Genomic DNA, 18,843 nt, shown 5'->3' with positions numbered 1-18,843 from the left:
TCCCAGGGTCGAAATGCCGTACGCCTCCGAGCATCCGCCTAAATCGGTGGACCGTCTGTGAACTATTGCGCATCGCGCGGACAGAATGGATGGATGCAGGAAAATCCAGGGCACCAGCCGCCCGTCTACGGCACGCAGCCGCCGGTCTATCCGTATCAGCCGCCGTCCTGGTTCCTGCCGACGCCGAGCGGGGCCCGCTACGACCACCTGGCGCGGAATGCCGCGGCCCGGCCGTGGCGGGCGATAGTGGGCACGCTGGTCGTCGCCACCGGGTTCGTCGTGATCGGCGCGGTGGTGGTGTGGGCCGGCGTGGTGATGTCGCTGCTCCTCGGGATCCCCGCGCCGCTGGAGGCCGAGGGGCAGCTGTTCGGCGATCCGGTGTTCTCGCTGGTCGTGGTGTTGCTGTCGCTCGCGCCCGTGCTGCCCCTCGTGTACGGCACCGCGGCGCTCGTCCAGCGCAGGCGCCCCGGCACGCTCTCGTCGGTGGCCGGGCGGCTGCGCTGGCGCTGGCTGCTGGCCTGCGCGGGCGTGGCGGTGCTGGCCCTGCTGCTGGGTCAGGGCGCGCAGGCGCTCGCGCTGTCGGCGTCCGGCCAGGACGCCGACCTGTTCGGCTGGGCCGGATGGTCCGGTTTCCTGCCCGCGCTCATCGTGATCGTGCTGCTGGTGCCGTTCCAGGCGGCCGCCGAGGAGTACGTCTTCCGCGGCTGGTTCGTGCAGGCGCTCGGGGCGCACGTACGGAATCCGGTCTGGTCCATCGTGCTCGGGTCCGCGCTGTTCATGTCGTTGCACGGGTATTCGTGGGCGGGGCTCGTGGACGTGTTCGGGTTCGGGGTCGTCATGGGCTTTCTCACGGTGCGTACCGGAGGGCTGGAGGCGGCGGTCTCGCTGCACGTGCTGAACAACCTGCTGGCCTTCGGGCAGTCCGCCGCCGCCGGGCATCTGGACGACGCGCTGAACCAGGGGAAGGTGCCGGTGCCGTGGGAGGCGCTGTCCGGAACGGTGGTGCAGCTCGGGGTGTATGCGTTTGGTGTGTTGTATCTAGCCAAAAAACAGTCAGTTAAGACTATTTCTGAATAAATCGGTCGTGGGGTGCCGGGAATCTCGCTAGAGAGGTCTCGCTATTCCGGCTGAGTCATGCTGGTCTGGACCTGTGGAACGGACCAGCGTCGCCGCTCCACCCGTACGACGTTCGACTCCATAGGAGGTACGGCGCGTGGCCCCCGGCCCCAGCGAACCGCCACGGCGACCGCCGGATGACGACGAACCTCGTCCCGAGGGCGCCTCTGAACCGCATTCCTCCGAAGAGCCGAGGATCAGCCATTCGCCGCCGGGTCCCACCGACGATCGGGCCAGGGGCTTACCGCTGACCTCGCCCTGGGGCATGCCGCCGTTCGCCGCCCCCATCCCGGATGACGAGCCGCAGGAGCCGCCCAAGGGGCGCCGTCCGTACAGCTCGCCGACGGCCGAGCCGGAGGTCGAGCCGCGCCGCCGCCCCCGTCGCGTCGTCAACCGCCCGGACAAGCTCGTCGCGGGCGCCCCGCTCCACCCGCCGCAGGAGGCGCCCGAACGGCCCGAGCCGGACGAGGAGGCCGCGCCCGCCCCCGAGCGGTCGTCCCGGCCCGCGCCGCCGTACCGGCTGGTTTATCCCCTCCCGGAACGCGTCGAGGCCATGCCGGTGGAGGAGCCGGCCGGCTACGACGAGATCTCCGAGGTCCCCGAGGCCCCCGAGGCTCCGGAACGGGAGGACGGGCAGGACGGCGAGCCCGAGGTGCGGCGCGTCGGGCGCCCGCCGGCGGGCCGCCCCACGAGGCCGGACCTCCTGGTCGCCACGGACGCGGCTCGCCCGCAGGGGTCGAGCGGCCGGCACCACAGAGGCCCGGCCCCCGCCGCCGTGCGCAGGTCCAGCCCTGTACGCCGCCGCAACAGGTCCACGCCCGTCGCCCTGACCCTGGCCGTGGCGATCCTGGTGGCAGCGGGCGTGCTCGTGTGGCAGTGGACCTCGGACGAGGCCCCTGGGCTGCGGCTGGAGGCGGGCACGGGGCGCTCGGGCGACGAGCTGTTCACCGTGCCGGCCGCGGGCGAGGGCGCCAACCAGAAGCTCAACGACATGACGTCCGTGGGCCGCGCGGTCGTGGCGGTCGGCAGCGACACGACGAGCCCGACCCCGCGCCCGCTCTTCCTGTTCTCGCCGGACGGCGGCAAGACCTGGCAGCTCGGCCAGGTGAACGGCGCCTCCACTCCCACGGTCCAGCGGGTGGTCGGCGGCGCCGGGCGCTGGCTGGCCAGCGGCGGCGACGGCGTCTCCGGCGAACGCGGCCTGTGGACCAGCACCGACGGGTTCAGCTGGACGGCCGTGGAGGCGGCGGGGCTGGCCGCGTTCAGGTCGGGTGACCAGATCAACGACATCGCGAGGACCGCGTCCGGTTTCGTGGCCGTGGGGCGCACGACGGGGGACGACGGCGGCATGGGTCCCGCGGCCTGGCGCTCCGCCGACGGCCGGACCTGGGAGCGGGTCGAGACCAGGGAGCTGGAGGTACGCGAGATCAAGGCGGTGGTCGCCAAGGGCGACACGGTCGTCGCCATCGGAGACCCCGCGGTCGGCGAGGGATCGCGGGTGCTCCGATCGGCGGACGGCGGGCGGGACTGGCAGGCGACCGGGTTCCAGCTGCCCGAGGCCACGCCGCGCACCGGGACGCTGGCCGTCTCGCCCAAGAGGTTCGTGCTGGTGCCGACGCGGCATCCCACGTTCACGGGCGACGTACGCGTCTACTGCTCGCCGACCGGGGCCCAGTGGTCGCAGTGCGGCTCCATCGGCGGCCTGAGCGGCGAGAGCGCCGGCGTGGAGTCGTTGATCTCCTACCCCTCGGGCATCGCGGCGGTCACGCAGGCCGGTCTCGGCCGCTACTCGGTGCTGACCAGCACCGACGGGCGCTCGTGGAGCAAGCGGGCCGACCTCGGCAACCTGCCGGGGGCGACGCTGCGCGGGTTCACGATCGCCGAGGGCGGCACCCTCTTCGCCGGCGGCGACCAGGCGGTGTCCGACGTCGACAACCAGCTCGTGCTCATGGCCGCGCCCCCGCGCGGCGACGCCTCGCGCGTCCAGCTCGGCCAGGTCGAGGGCCTGACCAGGATCGCCCGCGAGACCAACGCGCTGGCCGCCTTCGCCGGCCGGTACGTCGCCGTCGGCTCGGCCTCCGGCGACGCGGGCCTGTGGACGATCAGGGACTGGGTGAGCTGGAAGTCCATGAGCCTCGGCGGCCCGGGCAAGCAGACGCTGGAGGACGTGGCCCACGGCGACCGCGGCTGGCTGGCCGTCGGCGCCACCGAGACGAACGTGGCCCTCACCGACCCGCTCCTCGTCACCTCCGACGACGGCGAGAGCTGGAAGAAGGTCAACGTCACCGGCGACCTGGCCCGCGACCCGAACGCACCCTCCCTGGAGACCCACGTCGTGACGGCCGGCAAGAAGGGCTACGTGCTGGCCGGCGAGGCCAAGGACCAGATGGGCACGGCGAGCGCCGCCATGTGGTTCACCCCCGATCTGCGCAAGTTCACCAGGTCGAAAAAGCTGCCGCAGGGCGGCTCCGGGGTGCGGATCCACGACGCCGTCGCCACCGCGGACGGTTACGTGGCCGTGGGCGGTTCGGGCGGGACCGACCAGGAGAGCAGCGTGGTCTGGCACTCCTCGGACGGCGTGAACTGGAGCGCGCGCAAGCGCGTGGTCCCGCCGGACGCCACGTCGGCCGGGCTACGACGGATCACGGCTTATCAGGACAAGCTGGTGGCCGTCGGCACGGCCGTGTCGGGAGGTTCGCGGCGTGCCTTCGCGGCGGTCTCCGACGACGAGGGCTCGACCTGGCAGACGGCCTGGCTGCCCGCGGACCAGGCGGCTTCGGTGTACGACCTGGCCGCGGCGGACGAGGGGCTGGTGGCCGTGGGCTGGCACGGCGTCCCGGGAGAGGGCGACAGCGCGGCCTGGACCTCGCAGGACGGCCTGTCCTGGAACCGCATGGCCCTGACCAAGGACCGGCTGGCCGGCCAGGGCGCGCAGTGGCTGACGGCCGTGGCCGTGTCGGGCTCGGAGGTCGTGGCGCTCGGGCGCTCCACCACGTACAACGCCGACCACCTGATCCTCTGGACCTCCAGCCTCACCTCGAACAGGTAGGACCCGCCCCGTCGGGGCGGGCGGCGCCGCTTCAGCGGGACCGGGGCCGGTGGGGGGTGCTGCACCGCGAGCTTTCAGCGGGGCCCGGGTCAGTGGGGGTGCTGCACCGCGAGTTTTCAGCGGGGCAGCACGCCCCAGTCGGTCAGCGACTCCAGGAGGCCGCCGCTGAGCGGCAGCCGCGCCAGCTCGTCGATGCCGTACCAGCGCACGTCGTCGGCGTCGTCCCCGGCCACGGGCACGCCTCCGGACACGGTGGCGAGGTAGTCGCGGATCACGTACGTGGCCCCGCCCAGGCCGGGGCGGTCCACCGTACCCGCCAGGCGGCCCACCTCCACGCGCAGCCCGGTCTCCTCCAGCACCTCGCGCCGCACGCCGTCGGCGTCCGTCTCCCCGGGCTCCAGGCGGCCACCGGGGATGGACCACAACCCCTTGCCCGGCGGACGCCCCCGCTTGATGAGGAGCAACCGGTCAGAGGAGTCGAAGATAATCGCGCCGACACAATTTACGCGCACATGACCAAGATTACGACGGCACAACGGGAAGCACCCTTGACGGGCCGGTGCCGGAGAAAGCACCGTGGGTAGTTGTGAGAGCGGCTCCAACCTGCCCACGGTGCTTTGGCCCGCTTCACGGGCCGAGTGCGTGGTCGAGCGCGTACCGATGCGACACGCACGGTGATGTCCTGCCGTACCAGCCTCCATGGCCGCCGACCGGTACGGCGCTGGAGGCCATCCGGAAGACGGCCGTGGTGCCCGTGTGGCTGCCGTGGCCGTTGCCCGCCGGCTGGCTGGTGACCGGTTTCGGGGAGGTCGGTGACGAGCGCACCGGCGCGCGGGCCAGCGTGGTCGCGCTGACGGGGCCGTCGCTGACGGAAGGCCCCGCCGACCTGCTCGTCATCGCGGAGGAGCCGGGCATCGGGCTCGGCGCGGCGTTCGCGGGGCTGGACGGCCCCGACCCCGGAGAGGGGTTCGACTCGGGGCCGCCGAACGCCAAGATCGGCGTGCTCGGGCATCCCACCGCGCTGTGGTGCGTGGACGGCGCCGACGACCGGGCCGTCTACGCGGGCGAGGCGCTCGGCAACTGGCTGTGGGCCATCGCGTGGCCCGCCGACGCCGGCTGCATGATCGCGCTCGCCGAGCTGTCTCTGCTCGACGCCCGCGATCACGAGCTGGACGTGCCGTTCGGGGCGTTCTCGCCCCGGCTCGAGGATTAGACGCGCTTTCATCGCTCTCGATTCGCGCTCTCATGGAGACGGGCTAGAGTTCGGAGGCGTGACAGCGCGTATCGAGCGAGTGGTGACCGAGGGCGTCGTCGACATCGACGGCACCGAGCACAAGGTCGAGAACAACACCTGGATCATCGGTGACGACGACGAAGTCATCGTCATCGACGCGGCGCGCGACGCCGGGAAGATCCTTGAGCAGGTGGGCGAGCGGGAGGTGCTGGCCGTCATCTGCACGGCGGGCCTGCCCGACCACGTCTCCGCCGCCATCGAGGTGGCCAGCCGGGACGAGGCCGTGGTCGCCCTGCACCCCAAGGACAAGCCGCTGTGGCGGGAGACCTGGCGGGAGACCTGGCCCGACATCGACATGGAGGACGACGGCATCTTCGGTGTGGCCGACGTCCAGCTCGACGTCATGGAGACGCCCGGCGTCTCGCCCGGCGGCGTGTCGCTCTACTGCGAGGCGCTCGGGGCCGTCTTCACCGGCAAGGCCCTGCAGGCTGACGGGCCCGGCAAGCTGGGCGGCGAATACCCCGCCCTGCCCGACCAGCTGACCTCGATCGGCGGGCGGCTGTTCACGCTGCCGGCCGACACGCGGGTGCTGGCCGCCCACGGCGACGAGGTCACGATCGGCGACCTCGAGCCGCACTTCGACGACTGGGTGTCGGGCTCGCTGACCCGTACGGAGAGCGCCGACGACGGCCCTCTGACCGACGGCACCAAGCTCTCCGGGATCAAGCTCAACCCCGACGACGAGTGACGCATTGTTAATGCGAGGGAGCGCCGCCGCCTGGACTGGGGCCATGAACCCGCTCGGAGCGACCGAGCCCGCCTTCACGGAGTGGAGGCCATGAACTCGCGAGGGAGCGCCGTCGTCTGGACTGAGGAGCGGCGGGAGCGTAGCGACCAGAGCGACGAGGGAAGGCGGCGGCTCCGGAGCGACCGAGCCGCCTTCACGGAGTGGAGGCCATGAACACAGCGCAGCTTCCGCTGGATGGGATGCCGCGGCGGCTCTACTCGTGCACGCCGTCGCGGTTGAACGCGTGGCTCGACTGCCGCCGCCGCTACCGGTTCAGCTACCTTGACCGGCCGCAGCCGTCCAAGGGCCCCGCGTGGGCACACAACAGCGTCGGGGCGAGCGTGCACAACGCGCTGGCGGGGTGGTGGCGGGAGCCGTACGACCGCAGGACCCCGCTGACGGCTGCCATCCTGGTCACGAACGGGTGGATCGCCGAGGGGTTCAGGGACGTCGAGCAGTCGGCCCACTGGCTGGGCCGGGCCCGCGACCTCGTCTCCGGCTACGTCGCGACCTTGGATCCCGGCGACGACCCGGTGGGCGTCGAGCGCACGGTCGCGACCCGTACCAAGGTCATGGCCCTGTCCGGCCGCATCGACCGGCTCGACCGGCGCGGTGACGAGCTGGTCGTGGTCGACTACAAGACCGGCCGCCGGCCGCTCACCGAGGACGACGCCCGCTCGTCCCTCGCGCTGGCCGTGTACGCGGTCGCGGCCTCCACGATGATGCGCACGCCCTGCCGTACGGTCGAGCTCCACCACCTGCCGACCGGCGAGATCCTGGAGTGGCGGCACACCGAGGAGTCGCTGGCCCGCCACATCCGGCGCGCGGAGGACGTCGCCACGGAGGCGTCGGAGGCCGACGAGCGCTACCGCGCGCTCGTGCCCGCGCCCGCCAAGAGGGGTTCCGCCGCTTCGGGAGAGCGGCAGCCCGTCGGGCCGGCGGCGGTGCCGGACGAGATCGACGAGCTGTTCGCGCCGAACCCCGGCCCGATCTGCTCCTGGTGCGACTTCCGCCGCCACTGCCCGGAGGGCCGGTCGGCCGCCCCCGACCGCAACTCGTGGGACGGCCTCGCCGAGTGATCCGCCTGCCGGGGCGAGCGGCGGAGGGGACCGCTCGCCCTGGCAGGTGCCATTTGCCGGGGATGCGCAGTTTCCCGTGGGAACGGGCGGGGCACACTCTTCAACCGTTCCTTTGGACTGAGCGTGAGTTGCATGTGCTCAGCCGAACGCTCCGAACGGTGTTGAGCGTTCTGGTCGCCCGCGTTCTCGCCGCGTCCGGGCGGCACGGATCGTGTCCGTGGTCCGGGGGTGCGGGGGCGGGGTCCCTCACGCCCTCGGGTGTCCGGTCTGGCCTGGACGGTCCGATGCCCCTGCTCATCGCTCCGGTGGGCAGGGGGCGGTGCCGTCCGACGCCGGATCGGGTGCCCTTGGGCGCGTCTGCCGATCGCCACGGCGGCTGCCTCGTGGCGGGTGGTCGTGCGTTTGGTGGTGGTGAGGGGCTGTTGCCAGTGCTGGGCGCCCCACTTCGAGGTATACGCCGGATCGGCGGCGATGATCACGATCCCCGTCTGATCGGCCATCGACGCCAGTCGGGCGCGCAGCCTGCTGGTGGGCATGCCGGAGATGAGACGGCGGAAGCATTTGCGGCGGCCGTACTTCTCCCGTGTCTTCTCCATGGCGAAGTCGAGGTCTTCGATGGCGATGGCGTTCACACCGCAGGCCTTTGCCCAGTGCAGCAGCCGGGTCAGGGCGTGGCGGACCTGGGCGTCGCGATGCTTGGCGTTGCCGTTCAGGTCGTAGGGGAAGTGGCGGGGGTTGCCGATCGGGTTGCCGTGGACGTCCAGGCGCCAGGCGGCCAGGTGGTCGGCGTTGGTGTCCACGCCGATCACGCCTGTGGCGAGCGCGGCAGCCATCGGCACGGCCGGGGCCGCAGGGGTCTGCCAGGACGCGGTGACGTACCAGCGATCGCGCGCCGCATCCAGGTGGATGCGGTAGGCCACAGCCCGGTTGGCCTCGACGCGATCCCGCCATTCCGTGCCGCGGTGGGCGAAGGCCACCCGGCAGGCCAGCACGTAGCGGCCGTGCGGGGCGTTCGCGTGATGCGCCAGCGGCGCGGGCAGCCGGATCGACACCTGGCCGTCGGGGGTGATGCGGATGGTCTCGTTGCCGTAGCGTTTGCCGGACTCGCCGTCGGCGGCCAGGAACCAGCGTGCGGCCTGCCACCTCTGCCGCCATTCGGCCTCGGTGAGCCCGGCGGCCTCCAGGTGGTGCCGGGCGCGGGCGAGGCGTTTGCCGCCCCGCACCACGCGCACCCGCCCGGCCTGCTGCTCGGCCCGCCGCCGTTGCAGTCGGTCCTGCAGCACGCCCAGGCGGCGGGACTTGGCGAACCACTCCTGCGCCGACCGGTAGCCGCCCGGTTCCTTGCGGGTGCCCTTCTTCCCGACGGGCTGAGACAGTCGGCGGGTGATCGTGGCGATGGCGGCTTCAAGGTCGCGGATGTGGTCGGCCTGGCAGCGGCGGGCCAGCGCCCACTGATCATGTGATGCTTTGGTGATGGCCCCGGCCCACCGCGACGACGACTGCACGGTCAACTCGCGTTTGCGGGCCGCCCAGGTATCGGCGCAGTGCGCCAGCCCATCGGCGCACCTGGTCTTCAGATCGGCGGAGGCCAGCGCGCCCAGATGCGCGCCGACCAGGCGCAACACCTGCTCGTCTGTTGGGGTGAGGTGCTTGAGCCGGTCGCGGACGGCGACGCCGGACGGGCCGGGCACCACGAAAGCCGGGGCGATCGGACGCAACTCAGCCATGCTCGCCGACTTCCGCCGTGATGCCGACGTGGTCCATGACCGACCAGCGAGGGAACCTCGCGGTGGGCGCCTGGGGATCGCGGTCGAATGGGCACGCCGACATGACTAGCACTCACCCCTTCTCGATCTCACGTTGCGTGGCCGTAACGATACCAAGAGTTGATCTGCCGGGTAGAACATGTGCGCGACAAGTCTCGGTAACGCAGCCCCACTGGCGGGGTCCCGAGCAGAGCGGCTCCGGCGCGACAGCGGCACGCCAAGCGAGGACTGCCCCCTTGCGTGCACACATGCCATCGAAAGCACACACTGGCGGTGACGTGACCACACTCATGCACGCTCAAACACGAACAGTTCCGATCTCCTTGAACTCATCCATGATCGCCGTGGCCCCAGGCTCACATCGAGGCCGAGTTCCATGTGGGCATCGCCACCGTGACGTGGCCGGCCGCCGAGTTCTACCTTGCCGGCGTGTCGGCGGCAGTGCTGGTGGGCGGCACGCTGCTGCCGGTCAGGCGGCCAGCCCCGTCGGCCACCGGCGGGGATCGGTCAGGCCCTTGAGCCCCTTGCTCACGTCGTACCCGGCCGCGCCGAGACGCTCCCTGGCGGCCCGCAGCATCTCCCGCGTGGCCGGCATGAACGCGTGGTCGTGCACCGGCTCCGGCAGCGAGTTCATCCCCAGCCTGAACGCCCTCAGCGCGGCCGTGACCGTCGCGCGCGGCACCTCCGGCAGCGCGCCGTACATCCGCCTGGCCCAGTCCGGCAGCGTGTAGTAGCACAGCGCGCCGAACGGGAAGTAGGCGGGCTTGCCCGGAGACAGGAGCCTGAGCTCGTGCGGCAGTCTCGGCCACATCAGGAAGCGCACGGTCGAGGCCGCCTCCTCCGTGACGCGCAGGCCGGTACGCGTCCGCTTGAAGTAGGCGTCCATCTCGGCGCACGAGCCGGGCACGTCCTCGGGGTGCAGGCCGACGTAGGCGGCGCTCTTGCGCTGCTCGCAGAGGTAGCGGTCGGCCTGGCGCTCGGTGAGGCCCAGCCCGCCGCGCCTGGCCACCTCCAGGTACGACGACACCTCCGCGCAGTGCACCCACAGCAGCAGCTCGGGGTCGTCCACCCGGTGGGTCCGGCCGGTGTCGGGATCATGGATGCGCAGCGCCTTGTGGATGCCGCGCACCCGCCTGCCGATCTCGTCGGCCTCCTCCGGGCTGCCGAACGTCACCCGCCCCACGAAGTCCGCCGTGCGGCGCAGCCGTCCGAACGGGTCCTCCTGGAAGTTGGAGTTCTGCCAGACACCGCGCATGGCCAGCGGGTGCAGCGCCTGCAGCATGAGACCGCGGACGCCGCCCACCCACATCGACCGGTCGAGATGCACCTGCCACGTCGCGCTCTGCGGTGGCTGGACGACGAGGTCCTCGATGTTCGCCATAGTAAGTAAAGAATTACATGGCATTGGACCTGGTGTCCAAATAGTGCTTCTCGGCCGCGTTCCAGAACCTCACCAGCGCCGCCGCCGTCGTCTCCGGCGCCTCGACGGCGGGGGAGTGGACGGCGCCGGGCACGACCACGGACTCCGCCCCGAGCCTGGCCGCCATCTCCGACTGCGCCTCGGGCGGCCAGCCGTCGTCGTGCTCGCCGTACAGCACGAGGGTGGGCACCTCTACCTGGCGCAGCTCGTCGGTGCGGTCGTGCATGCTCAGCACCTGCTCGGCCATGCACGCCAGCGCGGTCGGGGAGTTGGTGAGCAGGCGCTTGCGCAGGAACGCCAGGATCTCGTCGGACACGTCGTTGGACAGCGCCTCGGGCTCCAGCCGGTGGTGCCACACGTGCTCCAGGCCGAACGCCTGGACCTCTTCCATGATCTTGCGGCCGTTGAGCGCGCGCTTGCCCTCGATGCCCGAGGGCCCGGACCCCATCAGCGTGAACGACGCGAACCTCGTGCGCCCGTCGATCACCGCCTCCCTGGCCACCAGGCCGCCGAACGAGTGGCCCACCAGGTGAACGGGGTCGCCGCCGCCGATGATCTGGGCGAGCGCGTCGACGTCGGCGCCCAGCGCGGGGCAGGTGTAGGCGGTGGGATCGTCGGGGCCCGGCGTCTCGTACTGGCCGCGCAGATCGACGGCGATCACCCTGCGCCCGGAGTGGGCCAGGGTCATCAGCACCGCGAGGAAGTCCTCCTTGCTGCCTGTCAGGCCGGGGACCAGGAGGGCGGGCCAGCGCTCAATCACACCACTGACCGGGAGGGCCTCCAGGACCGCGAACGTGCCCTGTGGCGTTTCGATCTTCTGCGGTGCGACGCCAGGAGGCAGATCGAGGAATCGCGGCGTACTCACGTGGGGCAACAATACCCAGAGGTCAGCGGCTCGACACCGTCATGGGCATCACGCTGGGCAAACGCGCGGGGCCCGGAGACCCCTGGACGCGCTCAGAGAGCCCCAGAAGGGCCCCGTGGCCTCTTGCCCGGAAGGCGCGCACCCGATGCGGATGCGCGCCTCCCAGACGGCGCTCAGACGGCGCTCAGCCCGTGCGGCGGCGGTTGCCGCCCCCGCCACGGGACTGGCGGCGCTGCTGCTTGCGCTCCGTGGCCGCCGACGGGGCGATGTCGTCGTCGTCCGAGGCCAGGTCGGGCGACTGGAAGATCACCGTGAACGGGTTCGGCGGGACGATCCGCTCCGGCTCCGTGCGCACCGGCGGAGGCGGCGTCGCGAGGAAGCTCGGCACCGGCTCGGCGACCGGCGGAGCGGGCGCCTCCTCGATGACGGGCGCCGGTTCCGCGACGACGGCGGCGCGGCGGGAGCGGGTCCTCTTCGCCGGCGCCTCCTCGACGGTGTCGGCCTCGGGTGCCGTGACGGCGGCGGTCCGGCGCGACCTGGTGGCCTTGACCGGTGCCTCGGGGGCTTCGGCGAGCGCCTGCTCGATGGCGGACGAAGCCGCCCCCCTCCGCGTACGCGTCCGCTTCGGCTCGGCGGCCGCCTGGATCTCGTCGGTTGAGAAGATCGCGGGAGTCTCCTCCGCCTTGGCATCCACGAGCTCGACCTCCGGAGTCTCGACGGCTGCGGTCTCCGCCAGCTCCTTGCCGCCACGGGTGCGGCGGCGCTGGCGCGGCGTGCGGGCAGCAGGGCGCTCCTCGCGCTCGTCGCGGCGACGGCCGCCACGACCGCGGGGCCTGCCGGTCTCTCCGAGGTCCTCGATGCGCTCCGCGGACAGCCCGGCACGCGAGCGGCTCGCGTGAGGCAGGACGCCCTTGGTGCCCTCGGGGATGTTCAGCTCGGAGTAGACGTGCGGCGAGGTGGAGTAGGTCTCCTCGGGCTCGGCGAAGTCGAGCCCGAGCATCTGGTTGATCATCTTCCAGCGGGTCAGCTCCTCCCACTCCACGAACGTGACCGAGATGCCCGTGCGCCCGGCCCGGCCGGTGCGGCCGATGCGGTGCACGTACGTCTTGTCGTCCGTGGGGCAGTCGTAGTTGACCACGTGGGTGACGTCATCGATGTCGATGCCGCGGGCCGCCACGTCGGTGGCCACCAGCACGTCGATCTTGCCGTTGCGGAACGCGCGCAGGGCCTGCTCGCGCTGGCCCTGGCCGAGGTCGCCGTGGACGGCCGCGACCGCGAAGCCGCGGGTGTCGAGCTGCTCGGCGACCATGTCGCAGGCCCGCTTGGTCTCGCAGAAGACCATGGTGAGCCCGCGGCCCTCGGCCTGCAGCAGCCGCGCGACGATCTCGATCTTGTCCATCCGGTGCGCGCGCCACACGATCTGGCGAACCTGCGGCGTGGTCTCACCCTCGCCGCTCTCGTGCTCGGCGCGCACGTGCGTCGGACGGTTGAGGTACTTGCGCGACAGCGCGACGATCTCGCCCGGCATGGTCGCCGAGAACAGCATCGTCTGCCGCTCCGTGGGGATCAGCTTGAAGATCCGCTCGATGTCGGGAAGAAAGCCCAGGTCGAGCATCCGGTCGGCCTCGTCGAGCACGAGGGTCGTGACCTGGCTCAGGTCGAGGTGCTTCTGCTTGACCAGGTCGAGCAGGCGGCCGGGGGTGCCGACGATGACGTCGACGCCGGCCTTCAGCGCCTCGATCTGCGGCTCGTACGCGCGCCCGCCGTAGACGGTCAGGACTCGCGAGCCGAGCTTGCCCGCGGCCGTGACGAGGTCCTCGCTGACCTGGACGGCCAGCTCGCGGGTGGGCACGACGACGAGCCCGCGGGGCTTCTTGCGGTTCTTGCGCGGCTTGCCGATGCTCTGCAGCATGGCGATGCCGAACGCGTAGGTCTTGCCCGTGCCGGTGCGTGCCTGGCCGATGAGGTCCTGGCCGCTCAGGGCGAGCGGGAGAGCCATCTCTTGGATGGGGAACGGTGTGACGATGCCCTCGGTCTCGAGGGCATCGGCGATCTCTGGTGTGACTCCGAGGTCTCGGAAAGTCGTCAGCGTGGCCTGCCTCAGTTCTCAAATGAAGGCGGGCCTGCCGGGACCGACGGGCGGAAAACAGCCCCGTTGTGTGGGTCCTCGCGGTAGAGCCAGCCCTCTCGCGTCATCAGCGACCGCGCACCCGGAAGTGGGGGTATTCGGGAGAAACCCCCGAATTTACACAGTGCGGTCGCACTTTCACAGAGCAGTGTACTCGATACCACAACGCTGGCCGAGCTTACGTATGTTCCCGAAGATTCTCGGAAGTACGCTGCCCTCATGAAGGAGTCTCCAGGAGTCGTCGACCTGCTCGGGGTTCTCGCCTACGCCGAGCTCAGTGCCTACGCGCGGATGACGGAGGATGCCGCCACGCTGGCGCCCTCGCTGGCCGACCGGGCGGCGCTGAGCGAGCTGGCCGTGACCGAGTACGCCCATTTCCGCCTGCTTCGCGACCGCCTGGCCGAGCTCGGGGCCGATCCCGAAGAGGTGATGTCGCCGTTCGTCGGCGCGCTCGACGCCTGGCACGCGCAGACCAGGCCGGCCGACTGGCTGCAGGCGCTGGTCAAGACGTACGTCGGGGACGGGATCGCGCTCGACTTCTACCGCGAGGCGGCCAGGCACCTCGATCCCTCGATCGCCAAGCTGGTGGACGAGGTGCTGGTGGACGAGGGGCGCTCGCAGTTCGCGGTCGAGCGGGTCAGGGCCGGGATCGAGGCGTCGCCCGCGGCCGCCGGCCGGCTGGCGCTGTGGGCGCGCCGGCTCGTCGGGGAGGCGCTGAGCCAGGGGCAGCAGGTGGCTTCGGCGCGGCCGGAGCTGGCGCTGCTGCTGGTGTCGGGGGAGGGCGCCACCGACATTTCCCGACTTTTCGCGACATTGACGGAGGCCCACAACAAACGCATGGCCACCCTGGGCCTCTGACCACCCGCGACACGACCTCCGAAGACACCGGCTCGCTGACGGCCGGTCTGCGGGCCGTCACGTATGGGCGCCCCGCAGGCCGTCACACGCAGCGTCACCCCCGCCGATCCGCCGACGCCGAGGTGGACGGGGGCTGTCGCTCGCGTTGCGCCGACCCCGCGCCTTCTCGCCGTCGGGTGGCGGGGGCGTCCTTCTGAGCGCCGCCTTTGAAGACCTCCCGGGGGCCGCTTTCGAAGACCTCCCGGGGGCCGCCTTTGGAGGCGTTGGCCGGTGAGACGCGGTGTGGCGCGGTCCGGGGCACGCGCAGCGCCCCAGTTGACGGCCCGGTCGGCGTGCTCTGGGCAGGGCGTCGGCAGGGGCCCCAAGCGGCCGGGGGTGGTGTGCGTCGCCAGGTGTGCCGTGGGGTGTGCGGCTCAAGGGAGGGGTACGGCGGGTGGGCCGTACCCCTCGGTCAGGAGCTTCTAGAGGGTGCCGCCGAATCCGACGGGCCGCGCCTGGTCCTCGCCGATCTCGACGAAACCGAGCGAGGCAACCGGCACCACGACCCGCCTGCCCTTCACGTCGGTCAGGGCGAACACGCCACGATCGACCGACAACGCGTTCCTGATCTCCTCTTCGACCTGCTCAGCGGAGAGGTCGGTCTCGACAACGAGTTCGCGGTGTACGGAGCGTACGCCGATCTTGACTTCCATGTGGCTCCCTAGTCGACGGGTTGGCTCACTCCCATCGTGGCGGCTCGCACCCGGGAAAGGCGCAAATGATCGCGCCCAGCGAACGGGTTATGCCGTACGCGGAAAACCACTGATGCCGCGCCAGGCCAGCCGGGCCATGAGCTGTTCGGCCGCGTCCTTCGGGATCGAGCCGTGCTGGGTCACCCAGTAGCGGGCGCTCACCTCGGCCATGCCGACCAGCCCCACGCCGAGCAGGTGCGCCTCGTCACTGGTGCACCCGGTGTCCTCCTGGATGAGCACGCTGACCATCTCCGCGCACTCCTGCAGCGAGCGTTCCACGCGCTGCCGCACCGGCGCGACGTTGCGCAGGTCGGACTCGAACACCAGCCGGAACGCCTCGCCCTGCGTGGAGACGAAGTCGAAGAACGCGCTGAACGTGGCCTGCACCCGGAGTTTGTTCTCGTGGGTGGAGGCCAGCGCCTCCCGGCAGCGGTTGACCATGTCGTCGACGTGGAGGTCGAGCAGCGCCAGATAGAGCTCGAGCTTGCCGGGGAAGTGCTGGTAGAGCACCGGCTTGCTGACCCCCGCCCGATCGGCGATCTCGTCCATGGCGGCCGCGTGATAGCCGTTCTCCACGAACACTTCCTGCGCGGCGCTCAGCAGCTGCCGGCGGCGGGCGAGTCGGGGCAGCCGGGTGCCCCGGGGCTTCGCGTCCGGGGTTGCGGTCACGCGGGTCTCCATAGGTCTCTCAGCGGGCTGTGCGGACATCCTACGTGCGGGTAGGGAAGTTGTTCATTGGCTCATCGCCTCGCTCCACGAGGCCGACCGGTCGTCGCGCAGCCGTACTCAGCGATATTCGTCGTCGTCGAGATCCACCACGCGGTCCTGGTCGGCCGCGTCGGCGGGATCGACGTCGAGCGGCAGCTCGCGGCGCTGCCTCCCGGCACTCTGGCGAATCTCGAAATGCTGCTCGGCGGCGTCCGCCTCGGGCGTCTCGATCGACAGCTCCGCCTCGTCCTGGTCGTAGGAGAGCTCGTCCCCGCGTGTGTCCATCTCCGACATCTTCAGGTCCCCCTCTTGGTGTGGACGGCACCAGCCTACGCCCGGTCGAAAAGGTCGCCGCGTTTCTCCACTCTGGCGAGTACGTCGGCCGCGGTGAACACCAGCTCCTCCGGCCGTTCGCAACCCTCGACCTCCGTCCACCTCAGCGGTGTCGAGACGGTCGGCAGCTCCCTGGCCCGCAGCGAGTAGGGCGCCACGGTGGTCTTGGCCGGGTTGTTCTGGCTCCAGTCGATGAACACCTTGCCAGGCCTCGCCTTCTTCGTCATCACGCTGACGACCTGCTCGGGGCGCTCCTTCTCCAGGAGCCGGGCCAGCCTCTTGGCGTACGCGGAGGGCTCCTCGCGGCAGTCCCAGTCGGCGTACAGCTGCATGCCCTTGTTCCCGCTGGTCTTCGGCAGGGCGGCGAGCCCGTCGGCCGCCAGCACCTCGCGCAGCATGAGGGCCACCCGGCAGCACTCGACGATGGTCGCGGGCGGGCCGGGATCGAGGTCGAACACGAGCGTGTCGGGCGGCAGCGCCTCGCCGTCCTCGTCGACGCGCCACTGGGGCACGTGCAGCTCGAGCGCGGCCAGGTTGGCGTAGTAGACGAGCGTGGGCAGGTCCTCGATGACGGCGAAGTCGATGGCCTCGCGGTTCTTGGTGCTGCCGGGAACGGGGAGCTTGACCCGCCTGACCCAGTCCGGGGTGTGCTCGGGGGCGTTCTTCTCGAAGAACGACTGGCCGTCGACGCCGTTCGGGAAGCGTTTGACGGTCAGGGGCCTGCCTCGCAGGTGGGGGAGGAGCACGGGGGCCACGCGGCTGTAGTAGTCGATGACCTCGGCCTTGGTGAAGCCGTACTCGGGGTAGAGGGTCTTGTCCAGGTTGCTCAGCGTCAGCGCTCGCCCGTCGACCTTTACCGGCACCTTCGCCGGGCTGTTCACAGCGTCACCTCCGAGGGGAGCTTGTCGGGGCGCAGGCCGCGCCACACGGGGTGGCGCAGCCGCTGCTCGTCGGTCCACATCGTGTAGGCCACCTCCCCGACCAGATCCGGCCTAACCCACCGATTTCGCCACGGAACCGCGTTGCTGAAGGGGCTGTGCGAGATCTCCAGCGGCCGTATCCGCTGGTAGAGCTCGTCGAGCACGGTGTCGGTGAACCCGGTGCCGACGTGCCCCACGTACGTGAGTCCCCGATCGGTGAACATCCCCATCACCAGCGAGCCGACCCCGCCCGCCCGGCGCCCCTTGCCGGGCTTCCAGCCGCCGATCACGACCTCCCTGGTACGCAGGTGCTTCACCTTGATCCACCACGGTGACCGGGTGCCCGGCCGGTAGGGCGAGTCCAGCCGCTTGGCGACCACGCCCTCCAGGCCCTGCTCGAACGTGGCCGCGAGCAGGTCGGAGTCGCCGGGGAAGCACGGGGGCGCGCCGACGTCCAGCTCGTCGAGCAGCGCCCGCCGGTCGCGGTAGGGCAGGTCGAACAGCGGCGTGCCGTCGAGGTAGAGCAGGTCGAACGGCATATACGTGACGGGGTACAGCTCCAGCATGACCGGCTCGGGATCGGTCAGGTGCATCCTGTGCTGCAACCGCACGAAGCTGGGCCTGCCGCGCTTGTCGAGCGCCACGACCTCGCCGTCGATGATCGCGTTCTTGATCCCGAAACCGGATATTTCCGGGTACCTCCGCGTGTATTCGACCCCGTGCCGCCCCGTCACCCTCAGCCCGCCGTCAAGATGGACGACGGCGCGGATGCCGTCCCACTTGACCTCCAGCCCGTACTGCTCGCGATCGGAGGGTAGTTCCCCAGGTACGGCCAGCATCGGTTCGACGGGGTATGGCATTGGTTGCCCCATGACGGGTATGTGCCCATTGGCGAACCAATGACAGCTGAGGAGTGACCATGCGCAGCATCTGGAAAGGTGCGATCTCCTTTGGCCTGGTCACGATCCCCGTCAAGCTCTACTCCGCGACCGAGCAGAAGGACGTGACGTTCCACCAGGTCCATCGCGAGGACGGCGGCCGGATCCGCTACAAGCGCGTGTGCACGCAGGACGGCGAAGAGGTGCCGTACTCCGACATCGCGAAGGGGTACGAGCTGCCGACGGGCGAGATCGTCGTGCTCACCGACGAGGACTTCGAGGACCTGCCGCTGAGCACGTCCCGCAGGATCGACGTCCTGCAGTTCGCCCCGGCCGAACAGATCGACCCGATCTACTTCGCCAAGTCGTACTACCTGGAGCCCGACGCGCAGGGGGCGAAGCCGTACGTGCTGCTGCGCAACGCCCTGGAGAGCTCGGGCCAGGTGGCGGTGGTCAAGGTGGCGCTGCGCCAGCGCGAGTCCCTGGCCACGCTGCGGGTACGGGACGGCGTCTTCGTCCTGGAGACCATGCTCTGGCCCGACGAGATCCGCATGCCGGACTTCGGCTTCCTGGAGGAGGACATCGAGGTACGGCCTCAGGAGCTCCAGATGGCCGAGTCGCTGATCAGCACCATGGAGTCGGACTTCGACCCCGGCGAGTACCACGACACGTACCGCGAGGCGCTGCAGCAGGTGATCGAGGCGAAGGTGGCGGGCAAGGAGGTCATCCCGGCCCGGGAGGAGGAGGAAGCCGGACCGGCGGTGGACCTCATGGCGGCGCTGCGTGCCAGCGTGGAGGCCGCGAAGCGGGAGCGGGAGGGCGGGGCCGCCAAGCCCAAGAAGACGGCCGCCAAGTCCAAGGCCGAGGAGAAGGCCCCCGCCAAGCGCAAGACCCGCAAGACGGCCTGACACCCACGCCTTCACCCGCCTGAAGAGCACGGCGGAACGGGCGTGGCGCCCGTCCACGGCGGC

At 71.0% G+C, this 18,843-nt stretch carries 16 protein-coding genes; 7 read left to right on the top strand and 9 right to left on the bottom strand.

Annotated elements, in window-relative coordinates:
- Positions 1-93: 93 nt before the first annotated feature.
- Both ACFKCF_RS29095 and ACFKCF_RS29090 read left to right on the top strand, forming a co-directional pair.
- Positions 94-1,077: a CPBP family intramembrane glutamic endopeptidase gene (locus ACFKCF_RS29095; protein ID WP_394498442.1), complete on the top strand. Its 984-nt coding sequence runs from the start codon at positions 94-96 to the stop codon at positions 1,075-1,077.
- A gap of 304 nt (positions 1,078-1,381) precedes the next feature.
- Positions 1,382-4,165, top strand: a complete 2,784-nt coding sequence (locus ACFKCF_RS29090; protein WP_394498441.1) for a hypothetical protein — start codon at positions 1,382-1,384, stop codon at positions 4,163-4,165.
- Positions 4,166-4,281: 116 nt separating this feature from the next.
- On the opposite strand, the gene ACFKCF_RS29085 is transcribed toward ACFKCF_RS29090, so the two are convergent.
- Positions 4,282-4,677, bottom strand: coding sequence for an NUDIX hydrolase (locus ACFKCF_RS29085; protein ID WP_394498440.1), 396 nt, complete (start codon positions 4,675-4,677; stop codon positions 4,282-4,284).
- A 47-nt stretch (positions 4,678-4,724) separates the two neighbouring features.
- On the opposite strand from ACFKCF_RS29085, the gene ACFKCF_RS29080 reads away from it, so the two are divergent.
- The 3 genes from ACFKCF_RS29080 to ACFKCF_RS29070 all read left to right on the top strand — a co-directional run bounded on the left by ACFKCF_RS29080 (position 4,725) and on the right by ACFKCF_RS29070 (position 7,265).
- The gene (locus ACFKCF_RS29080) at positions 4,725-5,378 is read left to right on the top strand and encodes a DUF6758 family protein (protein ID WP_394498438.1); all 654 of its coding nucleotides are present in this window, start codon (positions 4,725-4,727) and stop codon (positions 5,376-5,378) included.
- Between the two features lie 58 nt (positions 5,379-5,436).
- The gene (locus ACFKCF_RS29075; RefSeq protein WP_394498436.1) at positions 5,437-6,147 is read left to right on the top strand and encodes an MBL fold metallo-hydrolase; all 711 of its coding nucleotides are present in this window, start codon (positions 5,437-5,439) and stop codon (positions 6,145-6,147) included.
- A 209-nt stretch (positions 6,148-6,356) separates the two neighbouring features.
- Positions 6,357-7,265 carry a RecB family exonuclease gene (locus ACFKCF_RS29070; protein ID WP_394498434.1) on the top strand — a complete coding sequence of 303 codons (909 nt, stop codon included), beginning with the start codon at positions 6,357-6,359 and terminating at the stop codon, positions 7,263-7,265.
- Positions 7,266-9,500: 2,235 nt separating this feature from the next.
- On the opposite strand, the gene ACFKCF_RS29065 is transcribed toward ACFKCF_RS29070, so the two are convergent.
- The 3 genes from ACFKCF_RS29065 to ACFKCF_RS29055 all read right to left on the bottom strand — a co-directional run bounded on the left by ACFKCF_RS29065 (position 9,501) and on the right by ACFKCF_RS29055 (position 13,315).
- Entirely contained in the window at positions 9,501-10,412 is a 912-nt protein-coding gene (locus tag ACFKCF_RS29065; protein ID WP_394498433.1) for an oxygenase MpaB family protein, read from the bottom strand.
- A 13-nt stretch (positions 10,413-10,425) separates the two neighbouring features.
- Positions 10,426-11,316 carry an alpha/beta fold hydrolase gene (locus ACFKCF_RS29060; protein WP_394498431.1) on the bottom strand — a complete coding sequence of 297 codons (891 nt, stop codon included), beginning with the start codon at positions 11,314-11,316 and terminating at the stop codon, positions 10,426-10,428.
- 184 nt (positions 11,317-11,500) lie between these two features.
- Entirely contained in the window at positions 11,501-13,315 is a 1,815-nt protein-coding gene (locus ACFKCF_RS29055; protein WP_394498429.1) for a DEAD/DEAH box helicase, read from the bottom strand.
- A 348-nt stretch (positions 13,316-13,663) separates the two neighbouring features.
- On the opposite strand from ACFKCF_RS29055, the gene ACFKCF_RS29050 reads away from it, so the two are divergent.
- On the top strand, positions 13,664-14,302 hold the full coding sequence (locus tag ACFKCF_RS29050) for a ferritin-like fold-containing protein (protein ID WP_394498427.1): 639 nt from the start codon (positions 13,664-13,666) through the stop codon (positions 14,300-14,302).
- A 461-nt stretch (positions 14,303-14,763) separates the two neighbouring features.
- On the opposite strand, the gene ACFKCF_RS29045 is transcribed toward ACFKCF_RS29050, so the two are convergent.
- The 5 genes from ACFKCF_RS29045 to ligD (ACFKCF_RS29025) all read right to left on the bottom strand — a co-directional run bounded on the left by ACFKCF_RS29045 (position 14,764) and on the right by ligD (ACFKCF_RS29025) (position 17,854).
- Positions 14,764-14,994: a DUF3107 domain-containing protein gene (locus tag ACFKCF_RS29045; protein ID WP_394498425.1), complete on the bottom strand. Its 231-nt coding sequence runs from the start codon at positions 14,992-14,994 to the stop codon at positions 14,764-14,766.
- An 87-nt stretch (positions 14,995-15,081) separates the two neighbouring features.
- A complete protein-coding gene (locus tag ACFKCF_RS29040) occupies positions 15,082-15,702 on the bottom strand; it encodes a TetR/AcrR family transcriptional regulator (RefSeq protein ID WP_313043020.1) in 621 nt (206 codons plus the stop codon).
- 117 nt (positions 15,703-15,819) lie between these two features.
- On the bottom strand, positions 15,820-16,026 hold the full coding sequence (locus ACFKCF_RS29035; RefSeq protein WP_355197151.1) for a hypothetical protein: 207 nt from the start codon (positions 16,024-16,026) through the stop codon (positions 15,820-15,822).
- 44 nt (positions 16,027-16,070) lie between these two features.
- Positions 16,071-16,955, bottom strand: coding sequence for a non-homologous end-joining DNA ligase (gene ligD, locus ACFKCF_RS29030; protein ID WP_394498424.1), 885 nt, complete (start codon positions 16,953-16,955; stop codon positions 16,071-16,073).
- A complete protein-coding gene (gene ligD / locus ACFKCF_RS29025) occupies positions 16,952-17,854 on the bottom strand; it encodes a non-homologous end-joining DNA ligase (RefSeq protein ID WP_394498422.1) in 903 nt (300 codons plus the stop codon). The genes ligD (ACFKCF_RS29030) and ligD (ACFKCF_RS29025) overlap by 4 nt, the downstream gene beginning before the upstream one ends.
- Positions 17,855-17,913: 59 nt before the next feature.
- On the opposite strand from ligD (ACFKCF_RS29025), the gene ACFKCF_RS29020 reads away from it, so the two are divergent.
- A complete protein-coding gene (locus ACFKCF_RS29020) occupies positions 17,914-18,780 on the top strand; it encodes a Ku protein (protein ID WP_394498420.1) in 867 nt (288 codons plus the stop codon).
- Positions 18,781-18,843: the final 63 nt, after the last annotated feature.

This window comes from Nonomuraea sp. JJY05, assembly GCF_043496855.1.
Lineage (GTDB): Bacteria > Actinomycetota > Actinomycetes > Streptosporangiales > Streptosporangiaceae > Nonomuraea.
Note: the sequence above shows the minus strand (reverse complement) of the source record. Positions and strands in the feature narration are given on the sequence as shown.